This is a genomic window from Lentzea sp. CC55 (genome assembly GCF_021056325.1).
GTDB lineage: Bacteria > Actinomycetota > Actinomycetes > Mycobacteriales > Pseudonocardiaceae > Lentzea > Lentzea jiangxiensis.
In genome coordinates, this window is sequence record NZ_JAJCXE010000057.1 from 118,164 (window position 1) to 138,595 (window position 20,432).

Annotated in this window: 19 protein-coding genes; 16 read left to right on the forward strand and 3 right to left on the reverse strand. The window is 70.0% G+C overall.

Features of this window, described 5'->3' with window-relative positions; translation table 11 throughout:
- Positions 1-91 precede the first annotated feature (91 nt).
- The gene (locus tag L6E10_RS38960) at positions 92-838 is read right to left on the reverse strand and encodes an IclR family transcriptional regulator (protein WP_236225178.1); all 747 of its coding nucleotides are present in this window, start codon (positions 836-838) and stop codon (positions 92-94) included.
- Positions 839-914: 76 nt separating this feature from the next.
- Between L6E10_RS38960 and aceB the strand changes: the two genes are divergently transcribed.
- From aceB to L6E10_RS38980, 4 genes are all read left to right on the forward strand, one after another.
- Entirely contained in the window at positions 915-2,399 is a 1,485-nt protein-coding gene (gene aceB, locus L6E10_RS38965) for a malate synthase A (RefSeq protein ID WP_236225179.1), read from the forward strand.
- A complete protein-coding gene (locus L6E10_RS38970; RefSeq protein WP_236225180.1) occupies positions 2,399-3,568 on the forward strand; it encodes an aldolase in 1,170 nt (389 codons plus the stop codon). Before aceB ends, L6E10_RS38970 begins: the two co-directional genes overlap by 1 nt.
- 115 nt (positions 3,569-3,683) lie before the next feature.
- Complete coding sequence (locus tag L6E10_RS38975; protein ID WP_236225181.1) at positions 3,684-4,334, forward strand: NAD(P)/FAD-dependent oxidoreductase; 651 nt, start codon at positions 3,684-3,686, stop codon at positions 4,332-4,334.
- Positions 4,280-4,966, forward strand: coding sequence for a hypothetical protein (locus L6E10_RS38980; RefSeq protein WP_236225182.1), 687 nt, complete (start codon positions 4,280-4,282; stop codon positions 4,964-4,966). Before L6E10_RS38975 ends, L6E10_RS38980 begins: the two co-directional genes overlap by 55 nt.
- Here L6E10_RS38980 and pucL read toward each other — a convergent pair.
- Both pucL and uraD read right to left on the reverse strand, forming a co-directional pair.
- Positions 4,893-5,771, reverse strand: coding sequence for a factor-independent urate hydroxylase (gene pucL, locus L6E10_RS38985; RefSeq protein ID WP_236225183.1), 879 nt, complete (start codon positions 5,769-5,771; stop codon positions 4,893-4,895). The genes L6E10_RS38980 and pucL overlap by 74 nt on opposite strands.
- A gap of 2 nt (positions 5,772-5,773) precedes the next feature.
- Positions 5,774-6,256, reverse strand: coding sequence for a 2-oxo-4-hydroxy-4-carboxy-5-ureidoimidazoline decarboxylase (uraD, locus tag L6E10_RS38990; RefSeq protein ID WP_236225184.1), 483 nt, complete (start codon positions 6,254-6,256; stop codon positions 5,774-5,776).
- Positions 6,257-6,378: 122 nt separating this feature from the next.
- Between uraD and L6E10_RS38995 the strand changes: the two genes are divergently transcribed.
- The 12 genes from L6E10_RS38995 to L6E10_RS39050 all read left to right on the forward strand — a co-directional run bounded on the left by L6E10_RS38995 (position 6,379) and on the right by L6E10_RS39050 (position 20,415).
- Positions 6,379-7,125: a hydroxypyruvate isomerase family protein gene (locus tag L6E10_RS38995; protein ID WP_236225185.1), complete on the forward strand. Its 747-nt coding sequence runs from the start codon at positions 6,379-6,381 to the stop codon at positions 7,123-7,125.
- A complete protein-coding gene (locus L6E10_RS39000) occupies positions 7,122-7,979 on the forward strand; it encodes an NAD(P)-dependent oxidoreductase (protein WP_236225186.1) in 858 nt (285 codons plus the stop codon). The genes L6E10_RS38995 and L6E10_RS39000 overlap by 4 nt, the downstream gene beginning before the upstream one ends.
- 3 nt (positions 7,980-7,982) lie before the next feature.
- The gene (gcl, locus tag L6E10_RS39005) at positions 7,983-9,683 is read left to right on the forward strand and encodes a glyoxylate carboligase (RefSeq protein WP_236225187.1); all 1,701 of its coding nucleotides are present in this window, start codon (positions 7,983-7,985) and stop codon (positions 9,681-9,683) included.
- Positions 9,680-10,684 carry a glycerate kinase gene (locus L6E10_RS39010; RefSeq protein ID WP_236225188.1) on the forward strand — a complete coding sequence of 335 codons (1,005 nt, stop codon included), beginning with the start codon at positions 9,680-9,682 and terminating at the stop codon, positions 10,682-10,684. The genes gcl and L6E10_RS39010 overlap by 4 nt, the downstream gene beginning before the upstream one ends.
- 5 nt (positions 10,685-10,689) lie before the next feature.
- Positions 10,690-11,979 (forward strand): allantoinase AllB, encoded by a 1,290-nt coding sequence (allB, locus tag L6E10_RS39015; RefSeq protein ID WP_236225189.1) that lies wholly within the window; start codon positions 10,690-10,692, stop codon positions 11,977-11,979.
- Positions 11,976-12,968, forward strand: a complete 993-nt coding sequence (gene alc, locus L6E10_RS39020; protein WP_236225190.1) for an allantoicase — start codon at positions 11,976-11,978, stop codon at positions 12,966-12,968. Before allB ends, alc begins: the two co-directional genes overlap by 4 nt.
- Positions 12,969-13,081: 113 nt before the next feature.
- Positions 13,082-14,614: an alpha/beta hydrolase gene (locus L6E10_RS39025; RefSeq protein ID WP_236225191.1), complete on the forward strand. Its 1,533-nt coding sequence runs from the start codon at positions 13,082-13,084 to the stop codon at positions 14,612-14,614.
- Between the two features lie 261 nt (positions 14,615-14,875).
- Positions 14,876-16,219, forward strand: coding sequence for an ammonium transporter (locus L6E10_RS39030; RefSeq protein ID WP_236225192.1), 1,344 nt, complete (start codon positions 14,876-14,878; stop codon positions 16,217-16,219).
- Positions 16,216-16,554: a P-II family nitrogen regulator gene (locus L6E10_RS39035; protein ID WP_090095448.1), complete on the forward strand. Its 339-nt coding sequence runs from the start codon at positions 16,216-16,218 to the stop codon at positions 16,552-16,554. Before L6E10_RS39030 ends, L6E10_RS39035 begins: the two co-directional genes overlap by 4 nt.
- Positions 16,555-16,571: 17 nt before the next feature.
- The gene (locus tag L6E10_RS39040; RefSeq protein WP_236225193.1) at positions 16,572-18,896 is read left to right on the forward strand and encodes a [protein-PII] uridylyltransferase; all 2,325 of its coding nucleotides are present in this window, start codon (positions 16,572-16,574) and stop codon (positions 18,894-18,896) included.
- A gap of 341 nt (positions 18,897-19,237) precedes the next feature.
- On the forward strand, positions 19,238-19,798 hold the full coding sequence (locus L6E10_RS39045) for an AAA family ATPase (RefSeq protein WP_236225194.1): 561 nt from the start codon (positions 19,238-19,240) through the stop codon (positions 19,796-19,798).
- Positions 19,795-20,415 (forward strand): HAD family hydrolase, encoded by a 621-nt coding sequence (locus L6E10_RS39050; protein WP_236225195.1) that lies wholly within the window; start codon positions 19,795-19,797, stop codon positions 20,413-20,415. The genes L6E10_RS39045 and L6E10_RS39050 overlap by 4 nt, the downstream gene beginning before the upstream one ends.
- Positions 20,416-20,432 lie beyond the last annotated feature (17 nt).

Here is a 20,432-nt window from a genome sequence, read left to right on the forward strand (position 1 = left end):
GGACGGCTCGCCTTCGGCATCGCGCTCGGTCAGGCGGCTCGCCTTCGGCATCGCGCTTGGTCAGGCGGCTCGCCTTCGGCATCGTGCTTGATCAGGCTGTTGCTGCCTGGTCCGCCAGCCGCTTCGCCACTGCCAGCACCTCGGGGAGGATGCGGGTCACCGCTTCCTTCGTCAGTCGTCCCTCCGGGCCCGACACCGACACCGCGGCCAGCGTTGGGCCTCCCACCACCGGCACCGCGATGCAGCGCACCCCTAGTTCTTGCTCGGACTCGTCCAGCGCGTAGCCGCGTTCGGCGATCTCGTCGAGTGAAGCCAGCAGTTCGGTGGCGTCCGTGATCGTGTTCGACGTGTAGGCGGGTAGGCCCGTGCGCTCCAGGAGTGCGCGGACGTCGGGTCGCGGTAGTTGCGAGAGCATCGCCTTGCCCACGCCTGTGCCGTGGGGCAGCAGGCGGCGGCCCACCTCCGTGAACATGCGCATCGAGTGCTTCGAGGGCACCTGCGCCACATAGACGACCTCGTCGCCGTCCAGGACCGCCAAGTTCGCCGTTTCCTCCACCGAGTCGACCAGCTGGGAGAGCAGTGGTCTGGCCCAGGTGCCGTACTGGCGCGAGGCGGTCTCGCCGAGGCGGATCAGGCGGGAGCCGAGGGTGTAGCGCCGGTTGCTGTTCTGGCGCACATAGCCCAGCGTGACAAGGGTGCGGATGAGGCGGTGGATCGTGGGCAGGGGTAGGCCGGACGTGGTCGCCAGCTCCGACAGCGATGCCTCGCCGCCCGCGTCTGCCAGGCGTTCGAGCAGGTCGAATGCCCTTTGCAGGGACTGCACGCCACCTGTGGACACGTGCGGCTCCTTCCATTGCAGTTCCGCAATGCAAAAACTATAGTCCACACAGCAAAACCGAGAGAGGTGGATTCCGGTGCAGGTCCTGACCGAAGAGGCTCTTGAGTTCGTCGCGAAGCTGCACGAGGCGCATGCCGCCCGCAGGGACGAGTTGCTCGCCCTTCGCAAGGAGCGCCGCCCCCTCGGGTTCCTCCCCGAGACGCAGGACGTGAGGGACGGGGAGTGGCAGGTCGCCGAGGCGCCCGAACTGCTGCGCGACCGGCGGGTCGAGATCACCGGGCCCACCGAGCGCAAGATGACGATCAACGCGCTCAACTCCGGCGCGAAGGTGTGGCTCGCGGACCTCGAGGACGCGAACACGCCGCACTGGGACAACGTCGTGCAGGGGCAGGTGAACCTGTACGAGGCGGAGCGGCGGACCATCGCGTTCACCTCGCCGGAGGGCAAGGAGTACTCGCTCAAGGGCGGGCCGTACCCGACGATCGTCGTGCGGCCGCGCGGCTGGCACCTCGACGAGCGCAACCTCCAGTTCGGTGGCAAGAACGCCATCGGTGCGCTGGTGGACTTCGGGTTGCACTTCTTCCACAACGCCGAGGTGGGCAGGCCCTACTACTACCTGCCCAAGATGGAGTCGTACCTCGAAGCACGGCTGTGGAACGACGTCTTCACGACGGCGCAGAAGTTGTTGGGCATCCCGCACGGCACGATTCGCGCCACGGTGCTCATCGAGACGATTCCGGCCGCCTTCCAAATGGAGGAGATCCTCTACGAACTGCGCGACCACGCGTCGGGGCTCAACGCCGGCCGGTGGGACTACCTCTTCAGCGTCATCAAGTACTTCCGCGACGCCGGGGCCGACTACGTGCTGCCGGACCGCAACAGCGTGACGATGACGGCGCCGTTCATGCGCGCGTACACCGAGCTTCTGGTGAAGACGTGCCACAAGCGCGGAGCGTTCGCCATGGGTGGCATGGCGGCGTTCATCCCGAACAGGCGCGATCCCGAGGTCACGGAGAACGCGCTGCGCAAGGTCCGCGAGGACAAGACGCGCGAGGCGAACGATGGTTTCGACGGGTCGTGGGTGGCGCATCCTGATCTCGTGCCGATTTGCCGGGAGATCTTCGACGGGGTGCTGGGCGACAGGCCCAACCAGGTCGACAAGCAGCGACCCGACGTCAGCGTCACGGCCGAGCAGTTGCTGGACTTCAAGTCGGCGGGTGGCGCGGCGACGCGGGCCGGGCTGGAAGGCGCCGTCGACGTCGGCGTGCGCTACATCGCGTCCTGGCTGGGCGGCAACGGGGCGGCGGCGATCCACAACCTGATGGAGGACGCCGCCACCGCGGAGATCTCGCGTTCGCAGATCTGGCAGTGGATCCACAACGAGGTCGTGCTCGACGACGGCACCGAGGTCACCGCGGAGGCCGTGCGCGAGGTCCTCGCCCGTGTCGGCGGCTCCTTGGAGGGCCCGCACGTCGCGGCGGCCGTCGAGCTGTTCGAGCAGGTCGCGCTGTCCGAGGAGTTCGTCGACTTCCTCACGCTGCCGGCGTACGAGCGCATCTGATGTACCGGACATCGCTGCCTCCCGAGGAGGTCGAACGACTGACAGCGCGGTTGTCCACTGTGGAACGCAGCTGGCCGGTCGGCCGTCAGCCCGTGCACACGTGCTACGTGCCCGCCGGGCGCCTCATCGGTTCCACGGTCGAGGACTGGGGCCGCGAGGCCCTGGAGTCGATCGAGCCGGAACTGCTGCCGGACCTGCCGGACGGCGTGCTGGACCGCGTCGAGGCGAAGCTGCGCCGCGAGCCGGTCGAGGACCTGCGGATCGACTTCGAGGACGGCTACGGCGCGCCCGAGGACGACGTCGAGGACATGGACGCCGAGAGCACGGCCCACCTCGTGTCCCGCTGGGTCGCCGAGGGCACCGCGCCGCCGTCGTTCGGCGTGCGCATCAAGTCCTTCGACACCGCGGAACTGCGCGAGCGCGGGCTGCGGACCCTCGACATCTTCCTGACCGCGCTGGAGGACGTCCCGCCCGGCTTCGTGATCACGTTCCCGAAGGTGACGTCGGTCGAGCAGGTCGAGGTGTTCGGCGAGGTCCTCGACCTCTTCGGCGGCGACCTCAAGTTCGAGATCCAGGTCGAGACCACGCAGTCCGTCGTGGACTCCTCCGGACGGCTCGCGATCCCGCAGTTCATCGAGGCGGGGCGCGGCCGGGTGACGGGCCTGCACTTCGGCACCTACGACTACACCGCGGGCTGCGGTCTGTCCGCGGCGCAACAACACCTGGCACACGGCGCGTGCGACTTCGCCCGCCACGTGATGCAGGTGTCCGCCGCCGGCACGGGTGTCCGGTTGTCCGACGGCTCCACCAACGTGCTGCCCGTGGGCGACGGGAAGCAGCGCGGCTGGGAGACGCACTACCGGCTCGTTCGCCGTTCGCTGGAACACGGCTTCTACCAGGGCTGGGACCTGCACCCGGCACAACTGGTGACGCGGTACGCGGCCGTCTACGCCTTCTACCGCGAAGGCCTCGCCGCCGACGCCGCCCGCTTGAAGTCGTACGTCCAGCACGTTTCCGGTGGCGTCCTGGACGAGCCGGCGACCGCTCAGGCGCTGTCGTCCTCCTTCCTCCGCGCGGTGGACTGCGGCGCGCTGGACCCGGCGGAGGTGCAGGCCGCGACGGGTCTGGACGAACCGGCGCTGAGGAGCCTCGCGACCCGGTCGAGCTGATCCGGCGGGGCGGCCACTTCGGCCGGCCGGGGCGGACCTGTTCCACTCGTGACGGGACCGGCAGATGTCGTTGCGGGGCACGGAGAACCGCTGACCCTGCTGATTCAATGGGGCCATGAGGGTCGTGGTGGTGGGTGGGGGAATCGCCGGGCTGCTCGCCGCCCGCGTGCTGAGCGAGGCCCACGACGTCGTGGTCCTGGAGCGGGACGAGCTGTCCGACGAGGTCGAGTACCGGGCCGGGGTGCCGCAGGGCCGGCACGTGCACGGGCTGCTGGTGCGCGGCGGCGAACTGCTGGAGGGGCTGTTCCCCGGGCTGCGCGACGAACTCGTGGCGGCCGGAGCGGTGCTGGCGGACGCGGGGGACATGCGGATCCTCAACCCGCTCGGCTGGCTCGCCCGCACGCGGACGGGGCTGCCGTTGCTGTCGTTGAGCAGGCCCTTGCTGGAGACCGCGATCAGGCGGCGGGTCACGGCCGAGATCGTGGACGGCGTGCACGTCACCGGGTTGTCGTTGCGCGACGGCACGGTCGACGGCGTTCTCACGCGAGACCACGGCAAGATCGGCGCGGACCTCGTCGTCGACGCTTCCGGGCGGTCCTCGAAGCTGGCGAACTGGCTCGCGGAGGCGGGATCACGACGCCGGAGCCCGAGGTCGTCGACTCGCGCACCGGGTACGCCACGCGGATCTACACCGCGCCGGAGGACTTCCCCGTGGTGTACGCGGAAAGCCTGTCCGCGCCGCACGTGCCGAGGGGGTGCGCGGTGATGCGGGTGGAGGGCGGGCGGCTGATGGTGACCGCGCAGGGGGCCGCGGGCGACCACCCGTCGCGGGACGTGCGGAGCTACGAGGAGTTCCTGGGTTCGTTGCGGGTGCCGATCGCCGAGATGCTCGAGGACGCCGAGCCGCTCACGCCCGTGTACCTGTTCGCGCGGACGGCCAGTCGCCGCACCGCGTTCGAGGCCACGGCGCACTGGCCCGGCGGGCTGGTGGCGGTCGGGGACGCGGTGTGCGCCTTCAACCCCGTGTACGGGCAGGGGATCACCGTGGCGGCGATGGAGGCGCTGTTGTTCCGGCGGCACCAGGACTTCAGCGCCAAGGGCTGCCGGGCGTTCCAGCGCAAGGTCGCCAGGACCTCGCGGGGGTCGTGGGCGATGTCGAGCAACGCCGACCGCAGCTGGGTCGAGGACGGGCGCCGGGGCGTGCTCGGGTGGTACCTCAAGAAGTGGCAGGTCGGGATCGTGCGCGACCCCGACCTGTTCCGGCGCTTCATCCAGGTCGCGCACATGGTCGCCTCTCCGGCGAGCCTGTTCACCCCGGTGGTGTTCAGAAGGCTGGCAAGGTACTCCAGGCAAGCCCCGCCTCCGGGGCGTCGTCCCGCAGGACCGAGCCCTCGATGAGGCCGTAGGGGCGGTCCGCGGCGTAGAAGACCTCGTTGTCGTTCTCCAGGCCGAACGGGCTCAGGTCCACGAGGAAGTGGTGCTTGTTCGGCATGGAGAGCCGCACCTCGGCCACCTCGGGGCGTGTGTTCAGCACGGCCTCGCCCATCGCGTACAGCGTCTGCTGCAACGACAGGGAGTGCTTGTCCGCGAAGGTCTTCAGCATCGTCGAGCGGATCTCGGCGAACGACTTCGCCCAGTCGGCGTCCGTGCCGGTGTAGCGCCAGCGGGCGGTCACCGACGTCGCCAGGATGCGGTCGTCGGTCTCCTTCAACGTCGTGTACGGGTCCTTCGGGTAGCCGTGGAACTCCGAGCCCGTCGACTTCAGGACCACGAGGTCGCGCACGCCGGAGACGACCCAGGCGGACGAGCCCTCGATCGTCACGGCGGTGGTGCGCTTCTCGTTCGAGCCCTGGACGAACGAGTGGTCGTGGCCGTCGATGCGGTTCCAGGAGTGCTCGTCGACGAGGATGCGCGCGCCCGTGATCGGTTCCTGCGAGTCCACGAAGTGCCGGCCGAGGCGCAGGGCGAAGTCCTCGATCTCGCCGACGGGCGCTTCCTTGGCGAACGCATAGACGGTGTTCTTCTGCGTGTCGGTCGCGAGCACCTTGGCGTTGTCACCGGTGAGGTGCGTGTCGGCGAGGTCTCCGCGCAGCGAGGTGCTGACGGTCAGGTCTTTGATCGTGTGCACGGAACCGTTGCGCGACACCGTGACGAGGCGGTTCTCCGCCTTCCCGTACTGGTTGGGGCCCAGGACGATGGCCATGTTCAGCTCCCGATCAGCTTCTGCAGCCGCAAGGCGGCGATCTTCGCGAGTTCGTCGTTGACGACGCGGAGCTCGACCTCCGGCGGGTTGTCCATGCGACTGGACAGGTTGCCGAGCATCTCCGCACCGCTCAGGCCGGTCGCGCACACCAGGTAGATGTGCCCGAACCGATCCTCGTACGCGGCGTTGGCGGCCGCCAGGCGATCAGCCTCGGAGGCGTCCACACCGGACTGTTCGGACCGCGACCACCTCGCCGACACCCCGCCTGTCCTCTGCCGTTCGCCGATGCGCGGGTGCCCGGCGATCGCGCCGAGCACCTCCTCGTCGGAAAGTCCTTGTGCGGCGGCCGAAGAAGCCGCGAGGAGAGCATCCATCGACGCGTAAGGCCTGCCCGCCACCACCGCGTCGATCCAGCGGGGTACCGCGAGGCACTCGGCGAGCAAGGGGCGGAGTTCTGACTCCGGGGCGCTGTTGAAGCTCTCCACGGCTCTCCAAGTTTCTACATCGCGGAATTGAACTTCCACATTCTTGACCCGGCGCGCGCGAGATGTCTAGTGTCTCCGTAGTACGAAATACAACTTCCGCAATGTGGAAGGACAAGCCACCGATGTTCGATGCCAACCTCTCGATGCTCTTCACCGAGCTGCCGTTGCTGGAGCGTCCCCGAGCCGCACGCGCGGCCGGGTTCGACGCGGTCGAGATCTGGTGGCCGTTCGCGGACGCCGTACCCGAGACGCGCGAGATCGAGGCGTTCGAGAACGCGATCGTCGACGCGCGGGTGCGCCTGGTCGGCCTGAACCTCTACGCGGGCGACATGCCCGCGGGGGACAGGGGCCTCGCGAGCTGGCCCGGCCGCGAGACCGAGTTCCGCGCGAACGTCGAGATCGCCGCGGCCATCGCGGCCCGCCTCGGCTGCCGCACGCTCAACGCGCTGCACGGCAACTTCGAGACGACCGCGCACACCATCTCCCACTACCGCTTCGCCGCCGACGTCGCGGCGGAGATCGGCGCGCAGATCGTGGTCGAACCGCTGAGCGGCGCGCCGCGGTACCCGATCAGGACCGCCCACCAGGCGTTCGACCTGATCGACGAGATCGACCGCGGCAACGTGAAGCTGCTCGCCGACCTCTACCACCTCGCCACGAACGGCGACGACCTCGACCTCCTCGCCGACCACGCCGACCGCATCGGTCACGTGCAGATCGCCGACGCTCCCGGACGCGGCGAGCCCGGCACCGGCGAGCTCGACCTCTTCGGGCATCTCGCGAAGCTCCGCGCCAACGGCTACACGGGCTTCGTCGGCGCCGAGTACAAGCCCGTCACCCACTCCTTCGCTTGGAGGGACAACGCATGACGAAGATCGGTTTCATCGGGCTCGGCATCATGGGCGGCCCGATGGCGGCCCACCTCGTAGCCGCCGGGCACGACGTGACGGGCTTCGACCTCAGCCGGGCCTCGCTCGACGAGCTGGTCGCGAACGGTGGCGGGGCGGCCGGATCGGCGCAGGAGGCCGTGAGCGGCGCCGAGGTCGTCATCACGATGCTGCCGAACCACCCGCAGGTCGAGGCGGTGGTCGACGAGGTGGCGTTCGGCGAAGGCGCGTTGCTGATCGACATGAGCACGATCCGCCCGTCCACCTCGATCGAGATCGCGAGGAAGCTGACGCACGTGCGCGTGCTCGACGCGCCGGTCAGCGGCGGCCAGACGGGGGCGGTCCAGGCGTCGCTCAGCATCATGGTCGGGGGCGAGGAGCGGGACTTCGCCGCGGCCAGGCCGTTCCTGGAGGTCGTCGGCAAGACGGTCGTCCACGTCGGGCCGCACGGCGCGGGCCAGGTCGTGAAGGCGGCCAACCAGCTCGTGGTCGGCGGCATCTACGCCCTGGTCGCCGAGGCGATCGTGCTGCTGGAGGCGTCGGGTGTCGACCCGAAGGCGGGCCTCGACGTGCTCGCGGGCGGCCTCGCGGCGAGCCGGGTCCTCGACCTCAAGCGCGAGTCGATGATCGCCCGCGAGTTCCAGCCGGGCTTCCGGATCGACCTGCACCACAAGGACATGGGCATCGCACTGGACGCGGCGCGCTCCGCCGACGTCGCACTGCCGGTCACCAACCAGATCGCCGCGCTGGTCGCGGCGGCACGCGCGCAGGGGTACGGCTCGCTGGACCACTCCGCGCTGCTCAAGGTCGTCGAGAACTTCGCGGGAAGGGCCTGACACATGCCGAAGATCCCCGTCATGCAAGCGGTCGTCGAGGTCCTCAGGTCCGAGGGCGTCGACACCGTGTTCGGCTGCCCCGGCGCCGCGATCCTCCCGCTGTACAAGGCGATGGAGCAGGACGGCTCGATCGAGCACCTGATCGTCCGCCATGAGGAAGGTGCCACGCACATGGCCGACGGCTGGTCGCGCACGACCGGCAACGTCGGCGTCGCGATCGGCACCTCGGGTCCGGCCGGCACGAACATGATCACCGGCCTCTACACCGCACAGGCCGACTCCGTGCCGATCCTGTGCATCACCGGCCAGGCGGCGGTCTCGAAGCTGCACCAGGAGGCGTTCCAGGCCGTCGACATCGTCTCGATCGCCGCGCCCGTCACGAAGTGGGCGGTGCAGGTCAGGGAAGCCGCGCAGATGCCGTGGATCTTCCGCGAGGCGTTCCGGATCGCCCGGTCCGGCCGTCCGGGACCGGTCCTGATCGACCTGCCGATCGACGTGCAGAAGCAGGAGATCGAGTGGGACTCCACGATCGACGAGCCGTTGCCGGTGCAGAGAAGCGCTCCGAGTGACGCACGGGTCGAGCGCGCGCTGGAGATGCTGCTGGCCGCCGAACGCCCGCTGCTGCTCGCGGGTGGCGGTGTCATCCTCGGCGAGGCGTCCGCCGAACTGCTGGAGCTGGCCGAGTTCCTGCAGGTCCCGGTCCAGGCCACGCTGATGGGCAAGGGCGCCCTCGACGAGGACCACCCGCTCTACGCGGGCATGACCGGCATCCAGACCTCGCAGCGCTACGGCAACGCGTCGTTCCTGGAGTCCGACCTCGTGCTGGCGCTCGGCGCGCGGTTCGGCGACCGGCACACCGGTGACCTCGCGACCTACCGCGGTGACCGGAAGTTCATCCACGTCGACGTCGAACCGACGCAGATCGGCAAGGTGTTCGGGCCGGACCTCGGCATCGTCGCGGACACCAGGCTGTTCCTGAAGGCCCTGCTGGACAAGGCGAAGCGGCACGGGCCCCGGGACGGGGGCGCCTGGGTCGAGCGGTGCCAGGAGCTCAAGCGGACGCTGCTGCGGCGCGAGGACTTCGACACCGTGCCGGTCAAAGCGCCTCGGGTGTTCAAGGAGATCAACGAGTTCTACGGCCCGGACACGTACTTCGTCACGGCCATCGGGCTCTACCAGATCTGGTCCGGCCAGCACCAGAAGGCGCACAGGCCGCGGCACTACCAAGTCTGCGGCCAGGCCGGTCCGCTCGGCTGGGAGATCCCGGCGGCCATCGGGGTCAAGAAGGCCAGGCCGGACGCCGAGGTCGTCGGCGTCGTCGGCGACTACTCGTTCCAGTTCCTGGTCGAGGAACTGGCGGTCGGCGCCCAGTACGACGTGCCGTTCGTGCTGATCATGCTCAACAACGAGTACCTCGGCCTGATCAGGATGGCCGAGGACCACGGTGGCTACGACATGAAGTACGAGGTCGACATCCACTACGACACCACCGGCTCGGACAACGTCAAGATCATGGAGGCGTACGGCTGCTCCGGTGTCCGCGTGGCCGATCCGGGCGAGATCCGCGGCTCGCTGGAGTGGGCGCGCAAGGAGGCCGACCGCACGCGGCGGCCGGTGCTCGTCGAGATCATGGTCGAACGCGAGGGGAACACCGCGAACGGCACGTCGATCGCCGCGATGAGGGAATTCGAGCCGCTGCCGTGAGTGCCGTGGTCATCGCGCCGGACAAGTTCAAGGGATCGCTCACCGCCCCGCAGGTCGCCGCCGCCGTCGCGCGCGGCCTGCGGGAGGCGGTCCCGGACGCGGACGTGCGCCTCCTCCCGGTGGCCGACGGCGGCGACGGCACGGTCGACGCCGCCGTCGCCGCCGGGTTCCTGAAGGTGGGGCGCTGGGTCACCGGACCGGCCGGCACGCCGGTGCCCGCGTCCTTCGCCGTCCGCGGCACGACCGCCGTGGTCGAGGTGGCGTCGGCTGCGGGGCTTGCGTTGCTGGAGAAGCCCGCGCCGCTGGACGCCACCAGTCGCGGTGTCGGTGAGCTGCTGAAAGCCGCTCTGGACGTCGGCTGCTCCACGATCGTGCTGGGGCTCGGCGGCAGCGCGTGCACGGACGGCGGCGCCGGGATGCTGGAGGCGCTCGGCGGGACGTCGTTCGGCGGCGTCGACCTGGTGCTGGCCTCGGACGTCGACAACCCCCTGCTCGGGCCGACCGGCGCGGCGGCGGTCTACGGGCCGCAGAAGGGAGCTTCACCCGGCCAGGTGGAGGTCCTGGAGCAGCGGCTCGAAGCCTTCGCCGACTCGATCGGGCCGGAGCACGCCTCACGGCCCGGTGCCGGTGCGGCCGGTGGGATCGGGTTCGCGGCGCTGGCGGTGCTCGGCGCGCGGTTCCGGCCCGGCATCGAGGTGGTGCTCGAGCTCGCCGGTTTCGCCGAGGCCGTCGCCGACGCGTCGCTGGTGATCACCGGGGAGGGGTCGCTGGACGCCCAGACCAGGCACGGCAAGGCGCCGTACGGCGTGGTCAGGGCCTCGGGGGACGTACCCGTGGTCGCGGTGGCCGGACAGTGCTCGGTCGAACCCGGCGACCTCGGGCTGAAAGCCGCCTACGCGTTGCTGGACGTCGAACCGGACCTCACGCGGTGCATGGCTCACGCCGGTCCACTCCTCACCGTCCTGGGTGGTCGCATCGCCCGCGACTGGGTGTCACAGTGAGTGCCATGGACCTGGTCTTCCGCGCCCGCAGAGCCGTGACCCCGCAGGGTGAGATCGCGTGCGACGTCGGCGTCGTCGACGGCAGGGTGGTCGCCGTCGAGGCGCGCATCGACTCGCCGAACGTCGTGCACCTCGCCGACGACGAGGTGCTGCTGCCGGGCCTGGTCGACACCCACGTGCACGTCAACGACCCCGGCCGCAGCGAGTGGGAGGGCTTCGCGACGGCGACCAGGGCCGCCGCCGCCGGGGGCGTCACGACGATCATCGACATGCCGCTCAACAGCATCCCGCCGACGGTCACGGCCGAGGCGCTGGAGATCAAGCGCGGGGCTGCGGCGGCCGTGTCCGTGGACGTCGGGTTCTGGGGCGGCATCGTCCCCGGCAACCTCGCCGACCTCAAGCCGTTGCACGAGGCCGGCGTCTTCGGCTTCAAGTGCTTCCTGCTGCACTCGGGCGTGGACGAGTTCCCGGCGGTGACCACCGACGAACTCGAAGCGGCGTTGCGCCGGTTGGCGACGCTCGACGCGTTGACGATCGTGCACGCCGAAGACGCGCACACGGTCCGTGAGTCCGAGCCGGACTACGCGGGGTTCCTCGCCTCACGGCCGCGAGAGGCCGAGAACAAGGCGATCAGCGACGTCGTGGCGTTGACCCGCAAGACCGGCGCACGGACGCACATCCTGCACCTCTCGTCGTCCGACGCGCTCTCGATCCTGGAGGCCGCGAAACGCGAGAGCCTGCCGATCACCGCCGAGACGTGCCCGCACTACCTCACGTTCACGGCGGAGGAGATCCGCGACGGGCAGACCGAGTTCAAGTGCTGCCCGCCGATCCGCGAGGCGGAGAACCGCGAGGCGCTGTGGCAGGGCCTGCGCGACGGCGTGATCGACCTCGTCGTGAGCGACCACTCGCCGAGCACGGCGGAGCTGAAGGAGGGCGACTTCGCCACGGCCTGGGGCGGCATCGCGTCGCTGCAGCTCGGCCTGCCCGCGGTGTGGACGGGCGCGCGGGAACGCGGGTTCCAGCTCACCGACGTCGTCCGCTGGATGGCGACGCACCCGGCGCGCCAGGCCGGGCTGGAGAGCAAGGGCGCCATCGAGGTCGGCAAGGACGCGGACCTCGTGGTGTTCGCGCCGGACGAGACCTTCGTGGTGGACAAGGAGAAGCTGCACCACCGCAACCCGGTCACGCCGTACCACGGACGCACGCTGCACGGCGTCGTGCGCCAGACGTGGTTGCGCGGCAAGGAAACCGGTCAGACGCAAGGCAAGCTGCTCAGAAGAGGAGAAGCATGACGGAGTGGACCCGGCTGCCCGATCTCGCCTCGCGCGCGGTCGGAGGTGGTGTGGTGTGGGCGAACGACGAGCTGTTCGCCGAGCGGGAGAACCTGGTCGAGCCCGCCGAGCCGGTCTACCGGCCCTACACCTTCGGCCACAAGGGGCAGGTCTACGACGGCTGGGAGACCCGCCGGCGTCGCGAGCCCGGCGTGGACCGGGCGGTGGTCCGGCTCGGCATGCCCGGTGTCGTGCGCGGGGTCGTCGTCGACACGGCGTTCTTCAAGGGCAACTACCCGCCGTTCTGCTGGGTCGAGGGCGCCCAGGTCGACGGCTACCCGTCGGCCGACGAGATCACCGGGTGGTTCCCGCTGGTCGGGCGCACCGCGCTGAAGGGCGACGAGAAGCACTTCTTCGACGTCGGCGAAGGCCGCCGCGTCACGCACGTGCGCCTGACCATCGACCCGGACGGCGGCGTCGCCCGGCTGCGCGTGCACGGCGAACCTGTCGCCGACCCGCGCCTGCTCGTCGGCGGCGTCGACCTCGCCGCCCTGGAGAACGGCGCGGTCGTCACGGGCTGCAGCAACATGTTCTACAGCTCGCCCAACAACCTCATCGCCCCCGGTCAGGCCGCGGTCATGGGCGAGGGCTGGGAGACCGCGCGCCGCCGTGACGACGGCAACGACTGGGTGTCGCTGCGGCTCGCCGCGCCCGGTCTCGTGCGGCTGGTCGAGCTCGACACCAGCCACTTCAAGGGCAACGCGCCGGGCTGGGCGTCGGTGAAGGGCTGCGACGAGCGCAAGGACCCGGACACGTGGTTCGACCTGCTCCCGCGTACGCGGCTGCAGCCCGACACGAGGCACCGGTTCCTCGTGGACCCGGCCGAGGCGACGGCCGCGCGCCTCGACATCTACCCGGACGGCGGCATGGCACGCCTGCGCATCCTCGGAACTCCTACGAGTGACGGCCTGTCCCACCTGCGAACGATGTGGGCCAAAACGACCAACTGAGGGTGGTTGTACGACCACGGGCTGATTTCTCTCCCTACCTGAGTCGGTTGTCTGCGTCACACGATCGGTGGAAGCGTTCCTCCCGCAAGATCGGGGATCTAGGGAGGAAATCCATGCAACCGATGGTGCGCGTCTTCGGAGCCGCGCTAGCGAGTTCTGCATTGGTGCTAGGTGCGAGCCAGGTCGCGGTCGCGGCTGGGGAAGGGCAGCCGGAGTTCCACGTCGGCGCGATCGACTGGAAGCCCTGTGAAGAGGTGCCGACGGTCGACTGCGGCTTCCTCGAGCTGCCCGTCGACTACGCGAAGCCCCAGGGGGAGAAGTTCCAGCTGGCCGTGTCGCGCCGCAAGGCGAACGACCCGTCCCAGCGCATCGGCGCGATGGTGATCAACCCCGGCGGGCCGGGTGGGTCCGGTGTCGACTTCTCGTTCGGCGCCGACCGCTACTTCAGCAAGGAGATCGTCGACAAGTTCGACGTCATCGGGTTCGACCCGCGCGGTGTCGCCCGCAGCGCGCCGATCAAGTGCTCGGCGGAGATGCTGCAGAAGACCCCGTCGAACTACCCGAAGAGCAAGGCCGAGTTCGACGCGCTCGTCGTGTTCAACAAGGCGCTGCGCGAGGACTGCCGCAAGCAGTCCGGCGCGATCTTCGACAACGCCTCGACCGCGGAGGTGGCGCAGGACATCGACGCCATCCGCCGTGCCCTGGGCGAGAAGAAGATCAACTACTACGGCATCTCGTACGGCACGATCATGGGCCAGCACTACGCGGAGCGGTTCGGCCGCAACATCCGGGCCATGATCATCGACTCCAACATGGACCACAGCCTCGGCACCAAGGCGTTCCTCGACTCCGAGGCGCGCACCGCCGAGGACTCGTTCGACGAGTGGGTCAAGTGGAGCGACCGCAGCCCGTCGTCGCCGTTCCACGGCCAGGACCTCCGCAAGATCTGGAAGGACCTGCTGGCCAAGGCCGAGCGCGGTGAGGTGCCGGCTCCGTGGGACCCGACCCTCAAGATGACGCCGGAGGACCTCGGCAGCGGTGTGGTCGGCATGGCCTACGGCCCCAGCTGGAAGCCGTTCGCCGACCAGGTCAAGCAGATCATCGACGGTGTGCAGGCGCCGAAGTCGGCGTTCTCGGCCTTCGCGGCCGAGGAGACGTTCCCCAACCCGTTCCCCGGCATCTTCTGCAACGACTACAACCTGCGCGTCAGCTCGTGGGGTGAGTACCAGGCGTTGACGAAGTCCGAGTACCGGATCGCGCCGAACACGCGCGGCTCCTCGCTGGGCCACGGCGCCATGATGGGCTGTGCCGGGTTCCCGAAGGCCACGAACCCGCAGCGCACGCTGAAGATCAAGAACGCGCCGAAGATCCTGCTCACCAACGCCAAGCACGACCCGGCGACGGCCTACGAGTGGGCGGTCAACGCGCACCGCCAGTCCCGCGACACCACCGTCTTCGTGACCTACGAAGGCTGGGGCCACGGCGTCTACGACCGCAGCGAGTGCACGCTGAAGATCAACAACGAGTACCTCGTGTCGCTGAAGCTGCCGCGCAACGGCACGTCCTGCGCCGCCGTCGAGCCGGCCGAGACGGCGACCATGTCCGTGAAGCCGCGGGTGCCCGCGGGTCCGTTCTCCATCGCGTAGTCCAGTCAGGTCGCGGACCGCGTCCGCCGGTGAGCGCACCGGGGGACGCGGTCCGTTCGCGTCCCCCGCAAGGGTGAGGCCGGGGGCCACTCCTCGTCACCGGTTCGCCGCCGTGAGGTGGCCGAATCGAGACCGTGAACGCCGTGAAACGCGGACGTAACACGTCCAGTTCGACAGTTCACCTCGGCGAAACGTTCCACGCGGGTCCGTGAAACAGGACCTGCCGATGCTCCCTGCAACCGACGTGCAGTGGAGGTCGAAGTGGATACAGGGGACACCGCCTGGGTGCTCACCAGCGCCGCCTTGGTGCTGCTGATGACGCCGGGCCTCGCCTTCTTCTACGGAGGCATGGTCCGTTCGAAGAGCGTGCTCAACATGATGATGATGAGCCTGGGCGCCATGGCCGTGGTCGGTGTCCTGTGGGTGCTGTTCGGGTACTCGACGGCATTCGGCGCGGACGTCGGCGCGGGCCTGCTGGGCAAGCCGTTCGAGTTCTTCGGCCTCGACGGTCTGCTGGGGGCCGACTCGCTGTCGGGCAAGATCCCGAGCACCGTGTTCGTGGCGTTCCAGGCCATGTTCGCGATCATCACGGTCGCGCTGATCTCCGGTGCGATCGCCGACCGCGCCCGCTTCGGCCCGTGGCTGCTGTTCGCGGGTCTGTGGGCCACGATCGTCTACTTCCCGGTCGCCCACTGGGTCTTCGACTTCGACGGCAAGGACGAGGCCGGCAACGTCGTCGACCCCGGCGGCTGGATCGCCAACAAGCTCCTCGCGATCGACTTCGCCGGCGGTACGGCGGTGCACATCAACGCCGGTGCCGCGGGTCTCGCGCTGGCGCTGGTGCTCGGCAAGCGCGTCGGCTGGCCGAAGGAGCCCATGAAGCCGCACAGCCTGCCGCTGGTCGTGCTCGGTGCCGGTCTGCTGTGGTTCGGCTGGTTCGGGTTCAACGCCGGTTCCGCTCTCGGTGCTAACGGCACCGCGGGTGTCACGTTCGTCAACACGCTGGTCGCCACGTGCGCCGCGATGCTCGGCTGGCTGCTGACCGAGCGCATCCGCGACGGCAAGGCCACCACGCTCGGCGCGGCGTCGGGTGTCATCGCCGGTCTGGTCGCCATCACGCCCGCCTGCTCCGCGGTCACCCCGGTCGGCGCCATCGCGATCGGCGCGATCACCGGTGCCCTGTGCGCCCTGGCCGTGTCGCTGAAGTACCGCTTCGGCCTCGACGACTCGCTCGACGTCGTCGGCGTGCACCTCGTCGGCGGTCTGTCCGGCACGATCCTGATCGGCCTGTTCGCCAGCGAGGCGGCGCCCGCCAAGATCAACGGCCTCTTCTACGGCGGCGGCGTGGACCAGCTGTGGCGCCAGGCCGTCGGTGCCTTCGCGGTGCTCGCCTACTCGTTCGTCCTGAGCCTCGCGCTCGGGTACCTGGTGAAGTTCACCGTCGGGTTCCGCGCCTCCGAGGAAGCGGAGGTCGCGAGCATCGACGAAGCCGAGCACGCCGAGCGCGCCTACGAGTACGGCAGCCTCACCAGTGCGCGGGGTACCGGCAAGACGAGCGTGGCCGCCGGTGCGACCGCGGTCCTCGAGGGGAGCAACAAGAAATGAAGCTGGTCACCGCGATCATCAAGCCGTTCACGCTCGACGACGTGAAGAGCTCCCTGGAACAGCTCGGGGTGCTGGGCATGACCGTCAGCGAGGTGCAGGGCTACGGCCGCCAGAAGGGCCACACCGAGGTCTACCGCGGTGCCGAGTACTCGGTGGACTTCGTGCCCAAGATCAAGATCGAGGTCGTCATCGACGACACCGCCGTCGACAAGGTGCTGGAGGCGGTCGTCGAGGCCGCCCGCACCGGCAAGATCGGCGACGGCAAGGTCTGGGTCACTCCGGTCGAGACAGTCGTTCGCGTGCGCACGGGCGAACGCGGATCGGATGCGCTTTAACCACTAGGAGACGGCCCGTGGAGAACAACGAAACGGCCGTCGTCACGGCTGACGACCTGGTGCGAGCACGCGAAAGGCTGCTCGTGCCAGGTCGTCGTCGCTTGGCCGCCGAACCCCTGCGCGAAGCACTCGTGGACCTGCACGAGTTCTGGTTGACCAAACACGCGCAGGGAGCGGGGACATCCGGACCGGGTGTCGCGCTCGTGGCGGTCGGCGGGCTGGGGCGGCGCGAGCTCGTGCCCTACTCGGACCTCGACCTGGTCCTGGTGCACAACGGTGTCAAGAACATCGATGAGATCGCCGAGAAGCTCTGGTACCCCCTGTGGAACTCCGGCATCGGACTGGACCACTCCGTGCGGACCGTCGGGGAGGCGCTGAGGGTCGCCGCCGGCGATCTGCGGACAGCGCTGGGACTGCTCGACATCCGCCACGTCGCCGGTGATCCGGAAGTCACGCAGAAGCTCGCGGACGGCGCGCGGCAGGCGTGGCGGGGCAACGTCCGCAACCGGCTGGACGAGATCGCCGAGTCGTCGCGGAAGCGCTGGGCGCGCAGCGGCGAGATCGCCCACCGCGTCGAACCCGACCTCAAGCACGGCCGCGGTGGACTGCGGGACCTGACCATCCTGGACGCCCTGTCGCTCGCCCAGCTGGTGGACAGGCCGTCCGCCGACGTCGGTGAGGCGCGCCGGTTGCTGCTGGACGTGCGCACCGAACTCCGCCGCGTGGCGCGGAAACCTCGTGACGTGCTGCGGGCACAGGACGGCGACGAGGTGGCATCGGCTCTGGGGCTGGCCGATCGTTTTGCTTTGGCCCGTGCGCTTTCTTCTGCCGCACGCACCGTTGTCTACGCGTTCGACGTGGCCATGCGCTCGGCTCGTGCGGCCGCACCGAAGCGTGGACTCGGCGCGTTCCTCCGCGGACAGCCGCCGCGCAGGCCGTTGGACGAAGGCGTTGTGCTGCACGGCTCCGAGGTTTCCCTCGCCCGTGACGCGATTCCCAGCCGTGACCCGGCGTTGTTGTTGCGTGTGGCCACGGCGGCGGCACGGTCCAAGCACCCCATCGCGTCCGGAACACTCACCCGCCTTGCGGACTCGGCGCCGGAGCTGCGCCAGCCGTGGCCGCGCGAGGCCCGCGAGGAACTGCTGGCGTTGCTGGGCAGCGGCAGCGGGCTCGTGGACGTCGTGGAGGCGTTGGACCGCACGGGTCTGTGGGGCCGGCTGTTCCCCGAGTGGGGCGCGGTGCGGGACCTGCCTCCCCGCGACGCCGCCCACATGTGGACGGTCGACCGGCACCTGGTGCAGACCGTCGCGCACGCCGCCCGCCTCGCGACGACGGTGGCGCGGCCGGACCTGTTGCTGCTGGGCGCGTTGATCCACGACATCGGCAAGGGCCGGCAGCAGGACCACTCCGAGGTCGGGGCCGCGCTGGCGACCCAGATCGGCGAGCGGCTCGGGCTGTGGCCGCAGGACGTCGAGACGCTGTCCGCGATGGTGCGCCACCACCTGCTGCTGCCGCACACCGCGACCCGTCGTGACGTCGAAGACGAGGCCACCGTGCACCGCGTGGTCGAGACCCTCGGCGGCGACGCGGTGCTGCTGGAACTGCTGCACGCGCTCGCGGAGTCCGACTCCATCGCGACGGGGCCGGGCGTGTGGACGGACTGGAAGGCCGCGCTGCTGGCCGACCTGGTCGCCCGCTGCCGCACGGCGATGGCGGGGGAGGCGCTGCCCGAACCGGAACCGCTCGACCCCGCGCACGTCGAGATGGCGGAACGGGTCGCGGCGTCGGGGAAACCGGACGTGCTGCTGGAGAAGCAGGACCACGCGGCGGTCGTGACGGTGATCGCGCCGGACCGGCCGGGGCTGCTGTCCAAGGCTGCCGGGGTGCTCGCGTTGAACTCGCTGGAGGTCCACGCGGCGACGTTGCGCTCGCACGGCGGTGCGACGGTGGACGCGTTCACGGTGTCACCGCGCTTCGGCTCGTTGCCGGACGCGGCCCTGCTGCGCGAACAGCTCACCAGGGCGGTCGAGGGCTCGCTGCCGCTGGCGGACGAGCTCGCCGCCAAGGAACGCGACTACGGCGGCCCGCCGCTCGACCCGCCGCCCGCCCGCGTGCTGTGGTTCGACGACGAGGCGACCGGTGCCGTGGTGCTGGAACTGCGCGCCGCCGACCGCATCGGGCTGCTGCACCGCGTGGCCGGTGCGTTGGAGCAGTGCGGGGTGGACGTCCGGTGGGCGCGCGTGTCCACGCTGGGCGCCACCGTCGTCGACTCGTTCAGCATCGCCGGCGCCGATCTGGACAGGAGGCGGATCGAGCGGGCTGTGCTCGACGCGGCCAGGTAGAGGTTGAGTAGCACTACGCACAACCACTCGGGGGTGCTCACGCTCCTGGACGCTTCCGGAACGCGGCAGTCTTCGCGGTGTCCGGAAAGCGTCCTCGAGGGGTGGACCGCTTCCCGGGCGGGCGAAGGCGGTGGTGACGGGTGACGGAGCCGGGGGAGGTACCGGGCACCCGCACCGCCGCCGGCGTTTCTCCCGTGCCGCACGTCACTCCGCGATCGGTCCGGGGAGGTCGGCGGGCCGCCGTCGGGCGAACAGCACGGGCCGGGGAGCCGAAGGCTGTGCATTCGGTGAGAAACCGGACCAAACTGAACGAGAAGGATGGCCGGAACGTCTTCTAGGACATGACCGCCGTGTTGAACACGCAGACCACCGCCGTCCGAGTGCGGCCGCGCTCGCTCGTAGTCCTCGCCGGGATCCCCGGCGCGGGCAAGACGACGCTGCTCACCCGCCTCGACGCGGACGAACCGGTCACCGTGCTCGACTCCGACCAGGTGCGCCAGTGGCTGGAGCCGCGCGTGCGCCTGCCGTACCGGTACTGGCGCGTCTTCGTGCACCTCACGCACCGGCTGCGCGTGTTCTGGGCGGCGCTGTCCTGCGCGGGCCTGCTGGTGGTGCACGAGCCCTCCACCCGTCCCGGCACCCGGTTCATGCTGGTGCTGGCGGGCCTGCTGTCGGGACGCTCCCGCCACTTCCTGTGGCTGGACGCCTCCGCCGCCCAGGCGCTGGACGGTCAGATCGCCCGCAAACGGGTCGTCCGCACCCACGCGTTCGAACGCCACGTCCGCCGCGGCACGTCGATGCGCGCCCGGTTCGAGGCGGGCTGGGTCCCGTTCGGCTTCCAGGGCGTGACGCTCCTCACCCGTGCGGGGACCTCGGGTGGTCTGCGCATCATGGCGTCGTGATCAAGGCTGTCCTGTTCGACTTCGCGGGCACCCTGTTCGGGCGTCCTGCCCACCCGTGGTTCCCGCCGCGGCACCTCTCCGTCCTGCGCGCGCCCGCGCCGTACGTCGCGCGGATGAACGCGGCGGAGCGGGCTGTCTGGGACGCCCGCGACCTGACGGCGCTGGCCAGCCGCGCGGCCCACCGGACCCTGTTCCGGCTGGCGGGCCTGCCGCTGACCGAGGACCTGTTCCAGCGCCTGCACACCCCGGCGTTCTGGCTGCCGTACCCCGACACGGCCGCGGCGTTGAGCGTGGTGAGGCCGTTGAAGGTCGGCGTTCTCAGCAACATCTCGTGGAACATCCGCGGCGTGTTCGCACGCGAACGGCTGTCGGTGGACGCCTTCGCGCTGTCGTACGAGATCGGCTTCTCGAAGCCCTCACCCCGTGCCTTCGACGCCGCCTGCGTGCGGCTGGACGTCGACCCGTCCGAGTGCCTGCACGTCGGCGACGACCCCGTGGTGGACGGGGCCGCGGTGGCGGCGGGACTGCGGTTCGCGCAGATCTCCACTGCTCCGGTCGGACGCCGTCAGCCGGTCCTTCTGGACGCGCTGGCGAGCCATGGGATCGGGTGGAGCTGAGGTTGGCTAGGCTGGAC